This window comes from Mycobacterium sp., assembly GCF_036490025.1.
GTDB lineage: Bacteria > Actinomycetota > Actinomycetes > Mycobacteriales > Mycobacteriaceae > Mycobacterium.
Genome location: NZ_DASXEP010000072.1, coordinates 35,507 through 55,568, shown reverse-complemented (window position 1 = coordinate 55,568; position 20,062 = coordinate 35,507). Strand labels below are relative to the sequence as shown.

General features: G+C 65.5%; 16 protein-coding genes and 1 pseudogene. 3 read left to right on the top strand and 14 right to left on the bottom strand.

Features of this window, described 5'->3' with window-relative positions:
• Window positions 1-21 precede the first annotated feature (21 nt).
• From VGG53_RS08290 to VGG53_RS08265, 6 genes are all read right to left on the bottom strand, one after another.
• Entirely contained in the window at window positions 22-426 is a 405-nt protein-coding gene (locus VGG53_RS08290; RefSeq protein WP_331517564.1) for a DUF4233 domain-containing protein, read from the bottom strand.
• Window positions 423-1,856, bottom strand: a complete 1,434-nt coding sequence (gene folC, locus VGG53_RS08285; protein WP_331517563.1) for a bifunctional tetrahydrofolate synthase/dihydrofolate synthase — start codon at window positions 1,854-1,856, stop codon at window positions 423-425. Before folC ends, VGG53_RS08290 begins: the two co-directional genes overlap by 4 nt.
• A complete protein-coding gene (locus tag VGG53_RS08280; protein WP_331517562.1) occupies window positions 1,853-4,516 on the bottom strand; it encodes a valine--tRNA ligase in 2,664 nt (887 codons plus the stop codon). Before VGG53_RS08280 ends, folC begins: the two co-directional genes overlap by 4 nt.
• A 64-nt stretch (window positions 4,517-4,580) precedes the next feature.
• Window positions 4,581-5,153 carry a DUF937 domain-containing protein gene (locus tag VGG53_RS08275; protein WP_331517561.1) on the bottom strand — a complete coding sequence of 191 codons (573 nt, stop codon included), beginning with the start codon at window positions 5,151-5,153 and terminating at the stop codon, window positions 4,581-4,583.
• Between the two features lie 118 nt (window positions 5,154-5,271).
• Window positions 5,272-6,531, bottom strand: a complete 1,260-nt coding sequence (locus VGG53_RS08270; protein WP_331517560.1) for a trans-acting enoyl reductase family protein — start codon at window positions 6,529-6,531, stop codon at window positions 5,272-5,274.
• Window positions 6,528-8,528 (bottom strand): S9 family peptidase, encoded by a 2,001-nt coding sequence (locus VGG53_RS08265; RefSeq protein ID WP_331517559.1) that lies wholly within the window; start codon window positions 8,526-8,528, stop codon window positions 6,528-6,530. Before VGG53_RS08265 ends, VGG53_RS08270 begins: the two co-directional genes overlap by 4 nt.
• Before the next feature lie 99 nt (window positions 8,529-8,627).
• Between VGG53_RS08265 and VGG53_RS08260 the strand changes: the two genes are divergently transcribed.
• The gene (locus VGG53_RS08260; RefSeq protein ID WP_331517557.1) at window positions 8,628-9,023 is read left to right on the top strand and encodes a helix-turn-helix domain-containing protein; all 396 of its coding nucleotides are present in this window, start codon (window positions 8,628-8,630) and stop codon (window positions 9,021-9,023) included.
• Entirely contained in the window at window positions 9,020-9,553 is a 534-nt protein-coding gene (locus VGG53_RS08255; RefSeq protein ID WP_331517556.1) for a PaaI family thioesterase, read from the top strand. Before VGG53_RS08260 ends, VGG53_RS08255 begins: the two co-directional genes overlap by 4 nt.
• Window positions 9,554-9,620: 67 nt before the next feature.
• Here the strand turns inward: VGG53_RS08255 and VGG53_RS08250 are convergent, their stop codons facing one another.
• The 6 genes and pseudogenes from VGG53_RS08250 to clpX form a co-directional block, all read right to left on the bottom strand.
• Window positions 9,621-10,307: a transglycosylase family protein gene (locus tag VGG53_RS08250; protein WP_331517555.1), complete on the bottom strand. Its 687-nt coding sequence runs from the start codon at window positions 10,305-10,307 to the stop codon at window positions 9,621-9,623.
• A gap of 905 nt (window positions 10,308-11,212) precedes the next feature.
• The gene (mobA, locus tag VGG53_RS08245; RefSeq protein WP_331517554.1) at window positions 11,213-11,833 is read right to left on the bottom strand and encodes a molybdenum cofactor guanylyltransferase; all 621 of its coding nucleotides are present in this window, start codon (window positions 11,831-11,833) and stop codon (window positions 11,213-11,215) included.
• A gap of 1 nt (window position 11,834) precedes the next feature.
• Window positions 11,835-12,914, bottom strand: a complete 1,080-nt coding sequence (locus VGG53_RS08240) for a 2-oxoacid:ferredoxin oxidoreductase subunit beta (RefSeq protein WP_331517553.1) — start codon at window positions 12,912-12,914, stop codon at window positions 11,835-11,837.
• 46 nt (window positions 12,915-12,960) lie between these two features.
• On the bottom strand, window positions 12,961-14,940 hold the full coding sequence (locus VGG53_RS08235; protein ID WP_414688917.1) for a 2-oxoacid:acceptor oxidoreductase subunit alpha: 1,980 nt from the start codon (window positions 14,938-14,940) through the stop codon (window positions 12,961-12,963).
• Window positions 14,941-15,233: 293 nt separating this feature from the next.
• A pseudogene (locus VGG53_RS08230) lies at window positions 15,234-16,330 on the bottom strand (MFS transporter).
• Between the two features lie 24 nt (window positions 16,331-16,354).
• Window positions 16,355-17,638: an ATP-dependent Clp protease ATP-binding subunit ClpX gene (gene clpX / locus VGG53_RS08225; protein WP_331517551.1), complete on the bottom strand. Its 1,284-nt coding sequence runs from the start codon at window positions 17,636-17,638 to the stop codon at window positions 16,355-16,357.
• A 207-nt stretch (window positions 17,639-17,845) separates the two neighbouring features.
• Between clpX and mmuM the strand changes: the two genes are divergently transcribed.
• Window positions 17,846-18,790, top strand: a complete 945-nt coding sequence (gene mmuM, locus VGG53_RS08220; RefSeq protein WP_414688916.1) for a homocysteine S-methyltransferase — start codon at window positions 17,846-17,848, stop codon at window positions 18,788-18,790.
• A gap of 16 nt (window positions 18,791-18,806) precedes the next feature.
• Here the strand turns inward: mmuM and clpP2 are convergent, their stop codons facing one another.
• Window positions 18,807-19,442 carry an ATP-dependent CLP protease proteolytic subunit ClpP2 gene (gene clpP2 / locus VGG53_RS08215; protein ID WP_331517550.1) on the bottom strand — a complete coding sequence of 212 codons (636 nt, stop codon included), beginning with the start codon at window positions 19,440-19,442 and terminating at the stop codon, window positions 18,807-18,809.
• Window positions 19,439-20,044 carry an ATP-dependent Clp protease proteolytic subunit gene (locus tag VGG53_RS08210; protein ID WP_331517549.1) on the bottom strand — a complete coding sequence of 202 codons (606 nt, stop codon included), beginning with the start codon at window positions 20,042-20,044 and terminating at the stop codon, window positions 19,439-19,441. Before VGG53_RS08210 ends, clpP2 begins: the two co-directional genes overlap by 4 nt.
• Between the last annotated feature and the right edge of the window lie 18 nt (window positions 20,045-20,062).

Below are 20,062 nucleotides of genomic sequence, written 5' to 3'. Positions count from 1 at the left end.
CCGCGGGCCGAGGACAGCGGATCAGTCCGGCGGCCCGTCTTGACCTGGAAGCAGTCCGAGTCTCTCCCGGCGCCGGACTTCAGCACGGACGTAGATAATCAGCGCCCACACCGCGGCGAACAGCAAGCCGATGAAACCCACGCCCGGGTAGATGACGAAGCCCGCGATCGGTATCAGCTGCACAGCAAGGTCCGCCCAGATGGCCCAGGACCGGCCCTGCAGTCCGGCGAGCAGGATCAGCACCACCGCCAGTCCCACCAGGTATGTCAGGGCGCCCGCGGTCAGCCCCCCGCCGACCGTCCCGACCACCGGCAGCGCCAGCAGCACCACGATCGCCTCCAGGATCAGTGTGCCGGCCGTGACCCCGCGAAAGCTTTTCCACGGGTCGGGCTTCGGCCCTTCGGGCGGTTGGGCGGGGGACGTCACGCGGGGTCACGACCAAACAGCGAGCGTGCGGCGCCGGCGGTGACCACCGAACCGGTGATGACGACACCGGTTCCGGAGAACGCCTCGTCCTCGGCATCGGCGTCGTCGATCAGCGCGGTGGCGGTGTCGATGGCGTCGCGCATGTTCTCGGCGGTGATCACCCGGTCGGGTCCGAAATACTGCTCCGCGGCCAACGCCAGCGACTCCACATCCAAGGCTCGCGGTGATCCGTTGTGAGTGACCACGATTCGATCAAACACCGGCTCGAGCGCGGCCAGAATGCCGCCGACGTCTTTGTCTCCCATCACGCTGACCACGCCGGCCAGGAACCGGAAATCAAATTCCTCAGCCAGCGTCTGCGCCAGCGCCGCCGCACCCGCGGGGTTGTGCGCAGCATCGACGAATACCGTTGGTGCGCTGCGCATCCGCTCCAGCCGGCCGGGGCTGGTCACTGCGGCGAACCCGGCCCGCACCGCATCGACATCGAGTTGACGCTGCGCGCCGGCACCGAAGAACGCCTCGACCGCGGCCAGCGCGATGGCCGCATTGTGCGCTTGATGTTCGCCGTGCAGCGGCAGAAACAGGTCGGAGTACACCCCGCCGAGGCCCTGCAGTTCGAGCAGCTGGCCACCGATCGCGACCGTACGGCTCAACACCGCGAACTCTGAATCCTCGCGCGCGACAGCGGCATCGGCACGTACGGTCTGGGCCAGCACGACCTCCATCGCCTCGGGCACCTGGCGACCGATGACCGCCACGCTGTCCGGAGCGTCGTCGTCGGCTTTGTGGATGATGCCGGCCTTTTCATCCGCAATGCCGGCGATGTCCTCGCCGAGGTATTCGACGTGGTCGATGCTGATCGGTGTGATGACCGCGACCGGAGCGTCGATCACGTTGGTGGCGTCCCATCGCCCGCCCAGGCCTACTTCGACGACGGCCACCTCGATCGGGGCATCGGCGAATGCCGCATACGCCATCGCGGTGAGAACCTCGAACTTGCTCATGGCCGGACCGCCGCTGTCGTGCGACTGTTGGTCGACCAGCTGCACAAACGGCTCGAGTTCGGCGTAGGTCGCCACGTAGGTCGCCGGGCTGATCGGCTTTCCGTCGATCGCGATGCGCTCCACCGCAGACTGCAGATGCGGGCTGGTGGTGCGCCCGGTGCGCCGTTGCAGAGCGGTCAGCAAGGCATCGACCATCCGCGCCACCGAGGTTTTGCCGTTGGTCCCGGCGATGTGGATCGACGGGTAGCTGCGCTGCGGTGAGCCGAGTAGGTCCATCAGCGCCGAGATGCGCGTGAGGCTGGGCTCGATCTTGGTTTCCGGCCAGCGCTGGTCGAGGAGATGCTCGACCTGTAGCAGTGCCGCGATCTCGTCCGGGGTGGGAGGAGCCAGGTCGGCGGCTCCTGAGTCGTCAGGCTCCAGGGTCACTGCAGCCCGGCCAGCCTGGCCGTTATCCGGTCAGCATCCTCGCGCGCCACCCGTTGACGCTCCCGTTGCTTGTCGACGACGGCGGGCGGCGCTTTGGCGATGAAGTCCATGTTCCCCAATTTTGCTGTGGTAGAAGCTAATTCCTTCTGCGCGGCGGCCAGGTCCTTTTCCAGGCGGCGACGCTCGGCGGCCACGTCGATGGTGCCCGAGGTATCCAGCTCGACGACCACGATGCCACCTTTGAACCCGACCTCCAATGACGCCGAGGGGCTGAACTCCGCCTCGGGATCGGTCAACCACGCGAGCGAGGTGACGGCGCCGACCTGGGTGCTCAGGTCGGCGGTGTCGATGCCGGACAGCCGCGCCGGCACCTTCTGCCGGTCGGCCAGTCCCTGATCACTACGGAACCGGCGAATTTCGGTGACCAGTTTCTGCATATCGGTGATCCGCTGTGCCGCAACGGGGTTCGTGTCGATTCCGGAGCCCGCCGGCCAATCGGCAATGACAAGGGACTTCTGACCGGTCAGCGCCTGCCAGAGCGCTTCGCTGACGAACGGGATCACCGGGTGCAGCAGGCGCAGCAGGGTGTCCAGCGCGGCGGCCAGCACAGCAGTGGTGTGCGAGAGTCCGTCGGCAACCTGCGTCTTGGCCAATTCGAGGTACCAGTCGCAGAATTCGTCCCAGGTGAAGTGGTAGAGCGCTTCGCATGCCCGGCTGAACTCGTAGCAGTCGAAGGCCGAATCAACTTCGGCGCGAACTTCTTCCAGCCGGCCCAGGATCCAGCGGTCGGCATCGGTCAGCTCGTTGTTCTCCGGCAACGGATCCAAGGCTGCGCCGTTGAGCAGTGCGAACCGGGTGGCATTGAACAGCTTGGTGACGAAGTTGCGTGACGCCCGGACGTGGTCTTCGCCGACGCTGAGATCGCCGCCGGGACTGGCGCCGCGGGCCAATGTGAACCGCAGCGCATCCGCGCCGTAGACGTCCAGCCAGTCCAACGGATCGATGACGTTGCCCTTGGACTTACTCATCTTTCGGCCGGACTCGTCGCGGATCAGCCCGTGCAAAAAGACGTCGGTGAACGGCACCTGCGGGCCGCGGGCGCCGTTCAGCGTGATGGCTTCATCTGCGCCAATGAATGTCCCGAACATCATCATGCGGGCCACCCAGAAGAACAAAATGTCGTATCCGGTCACCAAAACGCTTGTCGGATAGAATTTTTCCAAATCGGGCGTCTGGTCCGGCCAGCCCAGCGTGGAGAACGGCCACAGCGCCGAGGAGAACCAGGTGTCCAGGACGTCGAGATCCTGCTCCCAGCCGTCGGGCGGCGTCTCGTCCGGACCCACGCAAATCTGCTGACCGTCCGGCCCGTACCAGATCGGAATACGGTGACCCCACCACAACTGCCGCGAGATGCACCAGTCGTGCATGTCGTCGACCCAGCCGAACCAGCGCGGCTCCAGGCTGGCAGGGTGAATCACGGTGTCCCCGTTGCGCACCGCGTCGCCGGCGGCTTTGGCCAGCGATTCGACTCGGACCCACCACTGCAGCGACAGCCGCGGCTCGATCGGCTCCCCGCTGCGTTCCGAGTGCCCCACGCTGTGCAGGTAGGGGCGCTTCTCGGCGACGATTCTGCCCTGCGCCGCCAGGGCTTGGCGCACGGCGACACGCGCGTCGAAACGGTCCATGCCGTCGAATTGCGTTCCGGTGCCGACGATATGGCCCTTGGTGTCCATGATCGACGGCATCGGCAACTGATGACGTAGCCCCATCTCGAAGTCGTTCGGGTCATGCGCGGGGGTGACTTTGACTGCGCCGGTGCCGAATTCAGGATCGACGTGGTCGTCGGCGACGACGATGATCTGACGGTCCAGGAGCGGATGCGGCAGCGTGGCGCCCACCAGTCCCCGGTAGCGGTCGTCGTCGGGGTGCACCGCGATCGCGGTGTCGCCGAGCATCGTCTCTACCCGGGTGGTGGCCACCACGATGTGCGGCTGCGAGTCGTCCAGCGAGCCGTAGCGGAACGACACCAGTTCGCCTTCGACATCTTCGTAGCGGACCTCAAGATCCGATATCGCCGTTTCCAATACCGGCGACCAATTGACCAGCCGCTCGGCCTGATAGATCAGCCCGGCGTCGTAGAGCCGCTTGAAGATCGTGCGCACCGCCCGCGACAGACCGTCGTCCATGGTGAAGCGCTCGCGGTTCCAGTCCACGCCGTCGCCGAGCCGGCGCATCTGCCCGCCGATGGCGCCGCCCGATTCCCGCTTCCAGTCCCACACCTTGTCGATGAACAGCGTGCGGCCGAAGTCTTCTTTGGTCTTGCCGTCGAGAGCGAGCTGCTTTTCGACGACGCTCTGGGTGGCGATCCCCGCATGGTCCATGCCGGGCTGCCACAGCACTTCGTAGCCCTGCATGCGCTTGCGACGGGTCAGGGCGTCCATCATGGTGTGCTCGAGTGCGTGGCCCATATGCAGGCTGCCGGTCACGTTGGGCGGCGGCAGCACGATCGAATATCCGGGTTTCGCGCTGGCGGGATCGGCGGCGAAGTAACCGGCATCCAGCCAGCGCTGATATATCGAGCTCTCGGCCGCACCCGGATCCCACGCCTTGGGCAGGTCGTCAGCCCGCTTGTCTGCGGCGCGTTCTGGGCTTGCGGTCACCCGTCAAGTCTAGAAAGCACCGGGGGCAACAACGAACACCGCCCATGCCGGGCGGCACCGACTACTACTTCTTGCCGAACAATCCGCCGAGGATGTCGCCCGCCTTGGAGCCCAGCGCATTGCCCAATACGCTGCCCAGCGATTTGTTGCCGCCGGCCATTCCACCGAGAATGCTGCCCAGCACGTCGTTGAGCGCGCCTCCGGAGCCAGCCTCCTCCTTGGCCGGTGCGCCCTTTTGGCCCAGCTGCTTTCCGACGTAGGCCAGGACGATCGGAGCCAGGATCGGCAGCAGCTGCTTCAGCAGATCGCTGTTACCCCCGCCGCCGCCGGCCAGCGCATTGGCGACCTGGGTGACATCGTTGCCGCCGAAGATCTTCGCGATGGCCTGTTGACCATCCTGCTGATCGACCTGGTCGAACTTCACCCCACCGTCGAGCAGGCCACTGGCGGCGTGGTTGTCGGCCGCGGACTCGATGTTGCTGGCGTGCTCGGGGTCTTGCGCGTTCTCGTGCAACCCGCCGACCAGCACCGGTACCAGCAGTTGCACCGCCTTGTTGACTTCGGATTCGTCGACGCCGATCTTGCTTGCAATGTCACCCGTGGGAATCTGAGACAGAAGATCTTCAAGGCCAGACATGGACCCGTCCACCTAACGTTGCTGGAATGGTTTGGTTTGGTTCAGTTCTGACACTAGCCCAGCTGATCTTGTCCGACAGCGGTTCTTTGCAGAGCAGATCGCGCAGCGCAGCGCGGCGTCAGCGGTGCATCAACCGCGCAGTCTCCAGCCGGACCCCGGCGGCCGGGAAGCGCGCCAGTAACGCGTCACCCATGGCCGCCGCCGGTGTCAGCACACCATGCAGTTCCGAGAGCGCTTCGCGATCCATCGCCAAAGCCAGCCCGCTCTCGCCCAACAGCACCGAGGTGGCCTTGTATCCGGGGTCGCCCTGTTGGGCCATGGTGGCGACGTAACGGGCGCCGGAGGTCGTCGTCGTGTACGTCTCCGCTTTGTAAAAGCCGCGCTCACGAGCGGCCGCACTGGGGCCGGTCCCGGGTTTGGGCAACACCCGGTCGACCAGTCGGCGTGGCAGCAGCCGGAAGTAGCGACTGCCCAGTGCCGACACCGCGTTGCCGACCCCGTTGATGACGGTGGAGGTCAACGGCGCCACGGCCGACGAACCCAGGCTCATGTGTTCGCTGTACCGGAACCGCCTACCGTACGCCCAGTCTTGTAATGCGTTGCTGCGTCGCACGATTCGGGTGTTGGTTGGCGCCATCGCGAAGCCGGCCGTCCACAGGCCGGTCAGCTCCGGCGCGATCTGGCCGCCGCGGCGCCGGCGCAAATCGGGCTGCGCACCGAGTTCGGGCTCCGCACCGCGGTCGGGGCTCAGCGTGTAGGGATCGGCGAACTGGCGACGCGCGTCGGCGTCGCTGGAGACGGTGGTGAACACCTCAACCCCTGAGGCGATGGTGCCGCCGGAGAACCCACCGGAGAACCCGCGAACGACGAAGTCGGTATTGCCGAGCTCGCCACTGTCGTCTTCGAGCGCACGGCGATATAGCGCATACACGGTGAGATCCGAAGGGATGGAGTCGAATCCACACGCATGCACGATCCGGGCGCCGGTGTCGAGGGCCTGCTTGTGGTACAGGTCGATGCTGTTGCGAACGAACGGCGGCTCGCCGGTCAGGTCGGCGTAATCGGTGCCCGCCGCCGCGCATGCGGCGACCAGCGGCAGCCCGTATCGGGTGTAGGGGCCGACGGTGGTGATGACCACCTGCGTCCGGGCGGCCATGGCAGCCAGCGTCGAGGGCGACGAGGCGTCCGCCGTCAGAACCTGCCAGGACTGTGCTGACTCGCCCAGCGTCTCGCGGACCGCCACCAGCCGATCGGTTGAACGGCCGGCCAGCGCGATCCGGACGTTGCCGCCGGCCCGGGCCAGGTATTCAGCGGTCAACTTGCCCACGAAGCCGGTTGCGCCGTACAAGACGATGTCGAATTCGCGCGTTGCAGTCACGGCCGCGACGCTACTCCGAGCGTCTCCGGCCATTCGGCGCTCTCCCCCAGCACATGCTCGGCCAGGAAGGCGATCACCACCTGGTACCAGATCTTCGTGTGTTGCGGCGCGATGACCCAGTGGTCCTCGGACGGGAAATACAGGAAGCGGTGCGGGCTGCTGCCGTCTTCGGCGGCCGGCAGCGCCGAGGAGGCCAGCAGCTCATACCAGAGCCGCAGGCCCTCGCCGATCGGCACCCGGTAGTCCTTGTCGCCGTGTATGACCAGCATCGGCGTGTCGATGTGGTCGACGAAATGGTGCGGCGAGTTATCGGCGGTCATTCGCGGCGTCATCTCCCGGCGCCAGTAATAGGCCGTGTCGGTGGTCGGCCCGAATTGGTCGAGCGCCCACAGGCTGGCGTGGGTCACGATGGCCGCAAACCGGTTGGTGTGACCCGCTATCCAGTTGGCCATGTATCCACCGAAAGACCCGCCCATCGCCGCGATCCGAGTCGCGTCGATGCGCGGATGTCCACACGCCGCGTCGGTCGCCGTCATCAAATCGTCGAACGGCGGCCCGCCCCATGCTCCCCAGCCGCGCTGGATGAAGTCTTGTCCGTAGCCGGTCGACAGTGCCGGGTCGGGTAGCAGCACCGCGTAACCCTGGGCGGCCATCAGCCATGGGTTCCATCGCCAGGCCCAGCTGTTCCAACTGCCCAACGGACCGCCGTGAACCCACAGCAGAAGCGGCGCCGGCGCATGGTCTTCAGGCAGCACCAACCACGACCGCACCGTCGTACCGTCCGCGGCGGTCGCGGCCATCTCGGTCAAAGTGCCTGGCAGCGTTGGCAAGTCGATGCAGGGCAGCGCCGTGATGGCGCCACCGGGATCAACACGCACCGGATGTGGCGGCGTCGCATAGGAGCTGCGCAATGCGTACAGCACGCCGCCGGGCGCGGCGACGACATCCGTGTAGCCGAAATCGTCATCGGTGAGCTGGGTGACGGTCGACGTCGCCAGCTCTACGACGAATATCGGTGCCCGGCCGTTCTGGTCGGCCGTGACGATCAGTGCCGCGCCGTCGCTGGACCAGGTCAGCGAGTTCGGGCGTCGATCCCATGTGTCGGCGACCGATCGAACTCGATCGCCGAATCGTAAGCATTGCAACGTCATTCGTGGAGCGCACTCGGGGGTGGAAATGGTGTCCCGGGTGAAGGCAACCGCCGCCCCATCTGGCGAGATCACCGGCTGTTCGAGGCTGGCGTCTGAATCCTCAGCGATCACGCGCCGCTCGCCGGAAGCCAGGTCGACCCGCATCAGCACCGACCGTTGAGTGGGTCCGGGGCCGGAGAGGCGCCACGCCGTCACCAGGAAGCTGCCGTCGGCGCTAATATCGAATCCCGATTCCAGCAGCGCCACACCGGGGCTCGGCGTCAGATCGCGCGCCCCCGCCGCGTCGAGAAGGTGCGGTTCATCCGGGCCGATGTCCTTGTTCCAGAAGCGCACTGGATAGTCCGAGTGCAGGATCGCCGTCACCTGGCCGTCCTTGCGCAGATCGCGCAGGCGCCGATCGTCGTCCAGGTCGTGGGCCGCCGGCAGCAACGGGGCCGCGATGACGACCGCGTCGGCGCTTCGTGCGGCGCGCACCCCGCTGATCCCACCGGGCGTGCTCAACACCTCGACGGCCTCGCCGCCACCCGCGGGCAGCCGCCACAACGATACGGGCGGCTTCTTGCCGTCATCGGTGTGCTCGGCGCCAGGTCGCGACGAGATGAACAGCAAGTCGCCGTCGACGGTGAATGCCGGCGACGAGTCCCCGTTGGCGCTGCGGGTGAGTCGGCGTGCGGGTCGTTGGCCGGCCGGATCGATTTCCCAAATGGCGCAAACGTGTTCGGTGCGCTTGTCGTTGAGTTCGGCAACCATGGTCACTACCCGTGACCCGTCCGCGGCTACGGCGAGGCCGGTGACACGCGCCAGCGCCAGGTAGTCGTCGAGGTTGTCGAATGCCGTTGCGGTCATGAATCGTTGGTAACACACAGCGCGGCTCGGGGCGCGCTGCCCACGGTGAACCGACACTGAAGTTTGATTTTCAAACTTTGAGATGACATGCTGCTGTTCATGCCACGCGTCGCACTGGACGATTTGCCCGGCCGGTGCTGTCCGATCGCCGCCGCCCTGGAGGTGGTGGGTGAACGCTGGGCATTGTTGATCGTCCGCGAGTTGGCATTGGGCAATGGCCGCTTCCAGGACATCGTCCGGGGCACCGGCGCACCCCGGGATCGGGTCGCAGCCCGGATCAAGGCGTTGGACGCGGCCGGGGTGATCCGGCGCGTTCCCTATCAAACGGCGCCACCGCGATTCGACTACCAGCTCACCGACTCTGGCCGCGCACTGCTTCCGGTGCTGGATGCGCTGCTGGTTTGGGGACGCGACCATGCGGTCGACCCGAACGATCCGGGCCGTGACCGCTACCGATGGGCGAAGACCACGCAGCAAGCAGAAAGGGCACGATGACTACGGCGGGCAAAGATGCGGCGACGGAATACGAAGATTGGGGCCAACCACAATCACGGACAGTCACCTGGCACGACCCGGCCTCCACCGCTGCGCGCGGCCTGGCCATGCCCGGGATCGACTATCTCAAGGCGATGATCGCCCGCGAGCTTCCGCCACCCCCGATGGCCGTGCTCATGCAGTTCGATCTGGTCGACGTCGAGCCCGGCAAAGTCGTTTTCACCTGCCGGCCCGACGCATCGATGTACAACCCCAACGGCGCCATCCACGGCGGCCTGGTGTGCACGATCCTCGACTCGGTCGCCGGGCTGGCGCTGCACAGCACGCTGCCCGTCGGCAAGGGATACACATCCATCGAGATCAAGGTGAATTATCTGAAGCCGGTCCGCCTTGATGCCGGACCGTTGAGCGCTACCGGGACCGTGGTGAAGTCGGGTGCACGGGTGGGCTTCACCGAGGGCGTCGTGACCGACGCTGCGGGCAAGGCCGTGGCCACCGCGACCAGCACTCTGCTGATATTCGACCTTTAACCCCAAAGACACCGAAGGCGGTGGTGGGCCTGAGCCCGACCACCGCCGTCAGTGGGTGATGCTTTGGTCAGCCGCGACGGCCGCACACCGGCCAGGCGCCGATGCCCTGGGAGTGCAGCACGTTTTCCGCCACCCGGATCTGCTCGTCACGGCTCGCGCCGTTCGCGGAACCCGAGCCACCGTTGGCACGCCAAGTGCTCGGGGTGAACTGCAGACCACCGGAGTAGCCGTTACCGGTGCTGATGCCCCAGTTGCCACCGGACTCGCACGAAGCGATCGCGTCCCAGTTGACGCTGTAGGCCCTTTTCACCGGCGCAGGAGCCTGCTCGGGAGCCGGCGCGTCGTTGGCGGGCGCAGGCGCATCCGGCGGGGGCGGCGCGTCGGGAGCAGGAGGCGCGTCCGGGGCTGGGGCCGGTGGTGCATCCGGGGCCGGCGGGAGGTCAGCCGGTGGCGGCGGGAGGTCAGCCGGTGGCGGCGGAGCGTCCGGGGCTGGGGCCGCCGGTGCATCCGGGGCCGGCGGAGCATCCGGTGCCGGCGGGAGGTCAGCCGGTGCCGGCGGCGCGTCCGGCGCATCCGGAGCGGGCGGTGCGTCCGGCGCCGGCACAAACCCGGCCAGCTCGAACGGTGTAGACGGCACGTTCGGGGTGACCCGCTCGTAGTCTGCGGAGGCGATCGCGGTCGACAAGGTCAGCGGGGCCGCAGCGAGCACTCCGGTGAGCGCAGCCATGCTGAGCGTCTGGCGGACGTTCTTCAAGATCGTTCCTTTCGCGGGTGCGCGCGCCGAAGCAAGCCCAGCGATATGGGCGGATGCCGATTTCTCGGCGGGTTTGATGCTTCGAATCGCGCCGTCTCGTTCAGGCACGACAGCAGGGACATGAAATGCCGGCCGGGCTGATGCCCGGCAGCTATACGGGGGCGTCGTCGCCGTCCGCAGCCCCCGCTCACACGCGGGTCCGTGGATTCGATTTTTTTGCCTTTGCAGGCCGGAAGCGACCGTACGAGAACGCATTGCATTCGTCATCTCGTGACACGCCGACATCTCGGGCCGATCTCGGTCCGATCACGGTCACCACAGCTAATTGATCGCCAGGTCAAACACGCCTTTGTCGCTGTCGTCGGTTCTTTGATCGAGAGCTGGATGGTGAGTCAAATCACGCACTTTTCGTGAGCTGCGCCACGCGCCCGGGCCGGGACGGAGCCCACCGAACACACCCACCCGACCGCCCGCTGCTGCGGGTAAAACGTTATCAAGATCACAAGTCAACCCGGGCGTTTCGTTTGCGGTTTGTCCTCGCGCGGGTGTCAGGAAAGCACAGCCGGTACGAAACAGGTTGTCGTGCAACGATTTTGACAGGCGCAAGCGGACGGTTGCCGGCTTTCCGGCGAATTCGGTCGTGGACTGGACACTCCAATACCGGTGTCATCAATATCATCGTCGTATGCTCGACCAACCAACTGCCACAATGCAATACGAAAAGGCGCCAGCCATCACTTCAGATGAACGAAGTTGCGCCGCAACCGTATCCGGCCGAATAAGTCACATGTCTTCTAGGCAAATAAAACTCGCAAATTTTGACCCGCAAAAATTCCAATCGACTATTTCGCGACAAGCGTCGCCGCCGACTAGTGCAACTCGCCAACAACGGCGGTTCGGATGATTTAGCGCCCGATGCGCAGCAGGCTGCGCACACCGGCTGCCGGCCTGACGTCGGCAGGCGGACGGGAGTCGGCAATCACGACTCGTTGGGAATCGACCCGATGGACCAACGCTGGGATGTTGCGCTCACCCGCAGCGACGAGATCATCGATCTGCGCGGCCAATCCGGTTCGATACACCGCGGCCAGATAATGATTGCTGCCGTCCCACGGCAACACGATGTCCGCGTCGACCTCGGCTGCTCGGGCCGCGACCGCATCGATCACGTCGGCGGTGAGGAACGGTACGTCGACCGTGCAGAGGAACGCCCGTTCGGCACCGGCTTCGGCGGCGGCATGCAACCCGCGTGCGATCGCCAGTAGCGGGCCCACTCCGCGCACATCGTCGCGTACGACGCGCGCTGGTAGCTCGGGCAGCCACTGCCCCGGCGCGGCGACCACGAAAACCGGGTGACAACGCTGTCCGACGATGTGCACGACATGCTCGACCATCGTGGCGTGTCGTTGAGAGCCTGACAGGGCTGCGGGGACCGGCTTCAGAGACTTGTCCCGACCATCACGCAGCGATGCGCCGCCCGCCAGCACCACGCCGGCTAACGAAGCCGGCGTACCCGCAGCAGCCACCTCAGTTCACAGTCCAGGTGTCGCGTCCGTGCAACAACGACTGCAAGGCGGCGCGATCGAACGGCGAGGACTCGCGTGCGGCGCGGATCTGGGTACGCACCGCGTCGTCATAGGTGGGCCGGTCGACCTGACGGAAGATACCCATCACCGTGTGCTCGAGGTTTTGCTGGGAGAGCCGCGAAAGTGCGTACGCGTAGGCGGAATCGGTGGCGTGCGCGTCATGCACCACGATCTCGTCGACGCTGACGTCGGCGGTCTTGGCGACTTCGAGACCGAATCCGGAGCGGACCACGCAGTAGTCGTCGTTGGCGCCGAAAACGATCGGCTCGCCGTGGTGGACGTTGATCACCCGCTCTTCGGCACCCTCTTTGCGCAGCGCGTCGAACGAGCCGTCGTTGAAGATCGGGCAGTCTTGCAAGATCTCGACCAGCGCGGACCCGCGATGCTGAGCGGCGGCCCGCAGCACTTCGGACAGGCCCTTGCGGTCCGAGTCGAGCGCGCGGCCGACAAAGCTCGCCTCGGCGCCGAGCGCCAGCGATACCGGGTTGAACGGCTGATCCAGCGAGCCCATCGGTGTCGACTTGGTCACCTTGCCGACCTCAGAAGTCGGCGAGTATTGGCCCTTGGTCAGGCCGTAGATCCGGTTGTTGAAAAGCAGGATGGTCAGGTTGATGTTGCGGCGCAACGCGTGGATCAGGTGGTTACCACCGATCGACAGCGCGTCCCCGTCACCGGTGACCACCCAGACCGAGAGGTCCTCGCGGGCCAGGGCCAGACCAGTCGCGATAGCCGGCGCCCGGCCGTGGATCGAGTGCAGACCGTAGGTCTCCAGGTAGTACGGGAACCGGCTGGAGCAGCCGATGCCGCTGACGAAGACGATGTTCTCGCGCCGTAACCCCAACTCGGGCAGGAAGTTTCGCATCGTATTGAGGATGACGTAATCGCCGCACCCTGGGCACCAGCGGACTTCCTGGTCGCTGGTGAAGTCCTTGGCCTTCTGCGGTTGGTCGGTGGTGGGGACGCGGCTGTGCTTGGACAAGATGTCCGCCAGGCCCAAGTCCGCGCCAATCAGGTCAGTCATATGCGCCGCTCCTCCTCATCGCTTCGCTCTGCATCGTCGCTGGCGGTCATGCGTTAGCTCCCGCTCCAGCCGTGGCGGCCGCCAATCTTGCGACCATCGTCTTGTCTTGCTCGATTTCGGCCAGCGTGCCGCCCAGCGCGGCGCGGATCAACCGCCCCACCTCGTCGGCCAGGAATGCGACACCTTGCACCTTCGTGACCGATTGCACGTCGACCAGATACTTGCCGCGCAGCAACAGCGCCAGCTGACCCAGGTTCATCTCCGGGCAAACCACCTGCGGGTAACGCCGCAGCACCTCGCCCAGGTTCGCCGGGAACGGCCGCAGGTGGCGCAGATGAGCGTGGGCGACCTTGATGTCGTTGCGCCGCGCACGCCGGCAGGCTTCCCCGATCGGGCCATAGGAGCTGCCCCACCCGATCAACAGCAGCTCGGCGTCGCCGGTCGGGTCGTCGACTTCAAGATCGGGAACGGAGATCCCGTCAACCTTGGCTTGGCGCAACCGCACCATCAGGTCGTGGTTGGCGGGGTCATAGGAGATGTCTCCGGTGCCATTCGCGGATTCCAGCCCACCGATGCGGTGTTCGAGACCGGGAGTACCCGGGACGGCGAACAGCCGAGCCAGCGTCTCGGGGTCGCGAGCATAGGGCTGGAAGGGCTCGTCAGGGTTGGCGAAGGTGTGCTGAATCGGTTGCAGCGCATCGACATTCGGAATTCGCCACGGCTCTGAGCCATTGGCGATCGCGCCGTCGGACAGCACAATCACCGGGGTGTGGTAGGACACCGCGATACGCACCGCTTCCAGGGCCGCGTCGAAGCAGTCCGACGGTGATCGCGGCGCGACCACGGCCACCGGCGACTCGCCGTTGCGACCGTAGAGCGCCTGCAGCAGATCGGCCTGTTCGGTCTTGGTCGGCAGACCGGTCGACGGACCACCTCGCTGCACGTCGATGACGATCAGCGGAAGCTCGGTCATCACCGCCAGGCCCAGCGCCTCGGACTTCAGCGACAGGCCGGGACCCGAGGTGCTGGTGACTCCGAGTGCACCACCGTACGAGGCGCCCAATGCGGCGCAGATACCACCGATTTCGTCCTCGGCCTGGAAGGTCAGCACGTTGAAGTTCTTGTGTTTGGACAGCTCGTGCAGGATGTCTGACGCCGGCGTGATCGGGTAACTGCCCAACACGACCTGAAGGTCGGCCAGCTGACCGGCGGTGACGATTCCGTAGGCCAACGCGGTATTGCCCGAGATCTGGCGGTACTCGCCGGCGGGCAGTTTCGCCGGTGAAACTTCGTAGGTGGTGGCGAAGGCCTCGGTGGTTTCGCCGTAGTTCCAGCCCGCTTTGAGGGCCAGCACGTTGGCTTCAGCGACGTCGGGCTTGCGACCGAACTTCTCCCTGATGAATTGCTCGCTGGTTTCGATCGGTCGGCCATACATCCACGACAACAGGCCCAGCGCGAACATGTTCTTGGCGCGCTGGCCGTCCTTCTTCGACGCGCTGATGGCCTCGACGGCGCCCAGGGTCAGTGTGGTCATCGGGACGGCCTCGACCTTGTAGTCGGACAGCTCCCCGGTGTCCAGTGGGTTGTTGTCGTAGCCGACTTTGGCAAGGTTGCGTTTGGTGAACTCGTCGGAGTTCGCGATCACCAGCCCACCGATCGGCAGGTCGATGATGTTGGCTTTCAGTGCCGCCGGGTTCATCGCGACCAGCACGTCCGGCCGGTCGCCGGCGGTCAGGATGTCGTAGTCGGCGATTTGAATCTGGAACGACGAGACGCCGGGCAGAGTGCCCTGCGGGGCGCGGATCTCTGCCGGGTAGTTCGGCTGGGTGGCCAGGTCATTACCGAAAAGCGCTGCCTCGGAAGTAAACCGGTCGCCGGTGAGCTGCATGCCGTCGCCGGAGTCCCCGGCGAAACGGATGACGATTTGTTCTAGTTTCTCCCGCTTGTGCGGTCGGGGCAGCGTCGCATCGGGTCGATGCGAATCTGAATCAGATTCTGACCTGGCTCCGTTTTCACTCGGACCCACGTCGCCGCCTTCCATAGCTGTTCACCGCACCGGCACGTGGTTGAAACCGACGCGAACCGCCCGAGTGCAGCCTCGACCGATTTTTATGTCACTGGCAGTACCGATTATTGCACTTCTCTTAGGGATTGATGGACAGTCGTCTATAGCCTCACGGTACCGCTTCGCGGCCAAAACACGAGGTCAAACACGCGCTGCAAACGCGCGGGAAGGCAAAGTGTGGCGTTCGTCACTTTTGCCGGCGGGCGAAGTCTAAGAACGATAGTTACGCGTGGGTAACATTTGCTAGCGGGCCTCTACCCCCGCGTCTCCCCCGTTCGGGGGAGGCCGCCGGCCTGGGTCAACCCGCCGTTCGTGGCGGCATCGGGGCCGGTTTCGGGCATGGCTGCGGCGTACAGCGCCAAGCCCACCGCGGCGAGAATTCCCAGCGAGATGAACGCGGCGTCGTAGCCAGCGGCGACCACGATCCGGCCGGCGATGATGTTCGACAGCGCCGCGCCGACGCCCCACGCGGTGGTGAGTGCGCCTCCAGGCTGACGTTGAACCGCCCCGTCCCATGCGTCAGGTCCTGCACGACGAGCGGGAACAGCGCGCCGAAAATCCCCGCTCCGACACCGTCGAGAATCTGCACGCCGACCAGCCAATAGGGGTTGTCGGACAGCGTGTAGAGAAAGCCGCGCGCGGTGAGGAAGGCGAATCCAACCAGAAAGATCGGTTTTCGACCCCAACTGTCCGCCTTCGCCCGCCAAATACGCCGTCGGCACCATCACCAACTGTGCGGCCACAATGCACGTCGACATCAACGCGGTATCGACGTCTTTGTTCTGCAGTGCGAGGACTTGTCCAACCAGCGGCAGCATCGCGGCGTTGGCGAGGTGGAAGGCGACCATGGCCGCACCGAAGATCAGCAATCTGCGATCGCGGAGCAGCGCCGACAACGCGGACGGCCGCGGGCATGGTTGAACGACTCGTTGCGTCCGATCCGGCGGGAGAACGATCGGGTCCCGACGAGGCCCAGCGTGATTGCGGCCAGCGCGGGAGCGAAGACCGAGCCGGCGATCCCGGTCAACGCCTGCAGCAACGAAATCGCGAAGAAGCGGGGAAACAGCGGAATGGCCAGCGTTCCGGCGGTGACCGTCACCGCCCCGACGACGATCAGCGCTCGCTTGGCTGTGGTGCGGTCCACCATCGCGCCGACCGGCGTCTGCGCCGCGATCGCCGCGATGCCACCGATCCCCATCACGAGCCCGATCGAGGCTTGATCCCAGTGGTGTGTCAGCAGCAGGTAAATCGACAGCTACGGACCAAGGCCGTCGCGCACATCGGCCAGGAAAAAGTTCAGTAGATCCAGAGCGCGAGAAACGCGGGCCGGTACCGCGTCAGCAAGGCTCAACGGTAACCGGACTGGCCGGCGTTACTACGCGCTCTTGTCGCGGCGCTCGGTGCGCGTTGGCTTGCGCGGCACGATCGTCGGCAGCACGTTGTCCTGGACGGTCTCCTTGGTCACCACGACCTTGGCGACGTCGTCGCGGCTGGGGATGTCGTACATCACCGGCAGCAGAACCTCTTCCATGATCGCGCGCAGGCCACGAGCCCCGGTGCCGCGGTGAATCGCCTGGTCGGCAATCGCCTCCAAGGCGTCCTGGGTGAATTCGAGTTCGACGTTGTCCATCTCGAAAAGCCGGGTGTATTGCTTGACCAAGGCGTTCTTCGGCTCGGACAAGATCTTGACCAGCGAATCCATGTCCAAGTTCGTCACCGAGGCGACCACCGGCAGTCGGCCGATGAATTCGGGGATCAGGCCGTACTTGATCAGGTCTTCCGGCATGACCTCGGCGAAGTGGTCGGTGGTGTCGATCTCGGCCTTTGACCGCACCTCGGCCCCGAAGCCCAAGCCATGCTTGCCGACGCGATCGGAGACGATCTTCTCCAGGCCGGCGAATGCGCCCGCCACGATGAACAACACGTTGGTCGTGTCGATCTGGATGAACTCCTGGTGCGGGTGCTTGCGCCCGCCCTGCGGCGGCACCGACGCCTGGGTACCCTCCAGAATCTTCAGCAGCGCCTGCTGAACGCCTTCACCGGAGACATCACGGGTGATCGAGGGGTTCTCGCTCTTGCGGGCGATCTTGTCGACCTCGTCGATGTAGATGATGCCCGTCTCGGCGCGCTTGACGTCATAGTCGGCGGCCTGGATCAGCTTGAGCAGAATGTTTTCCACATCTTCACCGACGTAGCCGGCCTCGGTCAGCGCGGTGGCGTCAGCGATCGCGAACGGGACGTTGAGCATCTTGGCCAGGGTCTGAGCCAGATAGGTCTTTCCGCAGCCGGTGGGTCCCAACATCAAGATGTTGGACTTGGTCAGCTCGACGGCCTCACTCGAGCGAGAATCGCGGCCCTTCTCCCCGGCCTGAATTCGCTTGTAGTGGTTGTAAACCGCGACGGCCAGTGTCCGCTTGGCGGTGTCCTGGCCGATGACGTAGCCCTCTAAGAATTCCCGGATCTCGGCGGGCTTGGGCAATTCGTCGAGCTTTACGTCGTCGGCGTCAGCGAGTTCCTCTTCGATGATCTCGTTGCACAAATCAATGCATTCATCGCAGATGTACACGCCAGGCCCCGCAATGAGCTTTTTGACCTGCTTCTGGCTCTTCCCGCAGAACGAGCACTTCAGCAGGTCGCCGCCGTCTCCGATGCGCGCCATGGTGCTGGGGGCCTACTTCCTGTTCACCGTTTTGGTTGTGCTATGTCGCGTGTAGTTCCCGACGCTACCCGCTTGCTCCACGGCGATGCGACCGATAGAGGTGAATCGCGTCGGTGATATTCGTGTTGTGCGGGCTGAACATATCGCTTGAGGCGGCCCGACGCTTGCCTGAACGCGCCGCCGTGTCTCTGGCGTGTCGCGGACGTTATGCGACTGAGAGGCAGACCGACGCGGCAGCAATACATTAGGCCTGTGGGGTTCGTCGTGACCGAGGATAGCGTGTTGGTCGCCGACGGCGGCTTGGCGACCGAGCTCGAGGCGCGCGGCCACGACTTGTCCGATCCGTTGTGGTCCGCGCGGCTGCTTGTCGATGCGCCCGAGGAAGTCACCGCGGCGCACCTGTCGTTCTTTCGCGCCGGGGCGACGATCGCGACCACGGCCAGCTATCAGGCGTCTTTCGACGGCTACGCCGCCCGCGGGATCCGCCGCGACGAGGCGGTGCGATTGCTTCGGCGCAGCGTCGAAATCGCCGTCGCCGCGCGCGCCGAAGCGGGCCGCAGCGGGTCGTCCACCAGGCAACGCTGGGTCGCTGCGTCGGTGGGGCCCTACGGCGCCGCACGCGCCGACGGCTCCGAATACCGCGGGCGCTACGGGCTCAGCGTTGCGCAGTTGGAGGCCTGGCATCGCCCCCGGCTGGAGGCACTGGCCGATGCCGGCGCCGACGTGCTCGCATTGGAGACCATTCCCGACGCCGACGAGGCCGAGGCGCTGGTGAACATCGTGCGCTCGTTGGGTGTGCCGGCATGGCTGAGTTACACCATCGCCGGTTCGCGCACCCGGGCCGGCCAGCCACTCGACGATGCGTTCGCGGTGACGGCCGGGGTGCCGGAAATCGTTGCGGTTGGGGTCAATTGCTGCGCACCAGCAGATGTGCTGGCAGCGATCGGTCCGGCCGTCGGCACCGGCAAACCAGTGATCGTGTATCCCAACAGCGGCGAACACTGGGACCCGGCTCGCCGCGCTTGGTTTGGTGAGTCGCAGTTTTCGGCAACGTTGGCTGCGCAGTGGGTAGCAGCGGGCGCGCGAGTGGTCGGTGGATGTTGCCGGGTGCGTCCGACCGACATCGCCGAGCTGGCGGCCGGCCTGACCTAGCCCGCGCGGGTAACCGTCAGGCCGTCGACGCCGACAGCTTCCGGTACTCCAGCACGGTGTCGATGATCCCGTAGTCCTTCGCATCTTGGGCGGTCAGGATCTTGTCGCGGTCGGTGTCCTTACGGACCGTCGCGGCGTCCTTGCCGGTGTGGCGGGCCAGCGTCGTTTCCATCAGCGTGCGCATCCGCTCGATCTCGGCGGCCTGAATCTCCAGGTCGGAGAACTGACCCTGGATCACGCCGGACAGCGACGGCTGGTGAATCAGCACCCGGGCGTTGGGCAGCGCCATGCGCTTACCCGGCGTGCCCGCAGCCAGCAGCACCGCCGCGGCCGAGGCGGCCTGACCCAGGCATACCGTCTGGATGTCGGCGCGCACGTACTGCATGGTGTCGTAGATCGCCATCAGCGAGGTGAAACCGCCGCCGGGTGAGTTGATGTACATGGTGATGTCGCGGTCGGGATCCAGCGACTCCAGCACCAGCAGCTGAGCCATGATGTCGTTGGCCGAAGCGTCGTCCACCTGGACACCGAGGAAGATGATGCGTTCCTCGAACAGCTTGTTGTACGGGTTCGACTCTTTGACGCCCCAGCTGGAGTGCTCGACGAACGACGGCAGGATGTAGCGCGCCTGCGGTTGGATGTCGGGGTTCATGATGGTGTGACTCCATTGGTCTCGGCGCGGGTGATGATGTGGTCGACGAATCCGTATTCCAGGGCTTCGGGGGCAGTGAACCAGCGGTCGCGATCCGAGTCCGCCACGATGCGCTCGATCGTCTGGCCGGTGAATTCGGCGTTGAGCCGGAACATTTCCTGCTTGATGACCGCGAACTGCTCGGCCTGGATAGCGATGTCGGCGGCGCTCCCGGTCACCCCGCCCAACGGCTGGTGCATCAGGATGCGAGCGTGCGGCAACGCGTAACGCTTGCCCTTGGTGCCCGCGGCCAGTAGGAACTGGCCCATCGACGCCGCCATGCCCATGCCGTAGGTGGCGACATCGCACGGCGCGAGCACCATCGTGTCGTAGACCGCCATGCCGGCGCTGATCGAGCCGCCGGGCGAGTTGATGTACAGCGCGATGTCTTTGGTGGCGTCTTCGGCCGCGAGCAGCAGAATCTGCGCGCAGATCCGGTTGGCGATGTCGTCATCGACCTGCGACCCCAGGAAGATGATCCGCTCGGAGAGCAATCGCTCATAGACCGAGTCGACGAGGTTCAGACCCTGCGCGCTCGCACGCATTTCAGTCCCACGGCTCACAGTGGGTTACCTGCTTTC

What these genes read in the sequence shown, in the direction of transcription:
- VGG53_RS08275 (WP_331517561.1), bottom strand. Translation starts at nt 5,153, where the DNA reads ATGTCTGGCCTTGAAGATCTTCTGTCTCAGATTCCCACGGGTGACATT.
- VGG53_RS08265 (WP_331517559.1), bottom strand. Translation starts at nt 8,528, where the DNA reads ATGACCGCAACGGCATTCGACAACCTCGACGACTACCTGGCGCTGGCG.
- VGG53_RS08260 (WP_331517557.1), top strand. Translation starts at nt 8,628, where the DNA reads ATGCCACGCGTCGCACTGGACGATTTGCCCGGCCGGTGCTGTCCGATC.
- VGG53_RS08255 (WP_331517556.1), top strand. Translation starts at nt 9,020, where the DNA reads ATGACTACGGCGGGCAAAGATGCGGCGACGGAATACGAAGATTGGGGC.
- VGG53_RS08240 (WP_331517553.1), bottom strand. Translation starts at nt 12,914, where the DNA reads ATGACTGACCTGATTGGCGCGGACTTGGGCCTGGCGGACATCTTGTCC.
- clpX (WP_331517551.1), bottom strand. Translation starts at nt 17,638, where the DNA reads ATGGCGCGCATCGGAGACGGCGGCGACCTGCTGAAGTGCTCGTTCTGC.
- mmuM (WP_414688916.1), top strand. Translation starts at nt 17,846, where the DNA reads ATGCGACTGAGAGGCAGACCGACGCGGCAGCAATACATTAGGCCTGTG.
- clpP2 (WP_331517550.1), bottom strand. Translation starts at nt 19,442, where the DNA reads ATGAACCCCGACATCCAACCGCAGGCGCGCTACATCCTGCCGTCGTTC.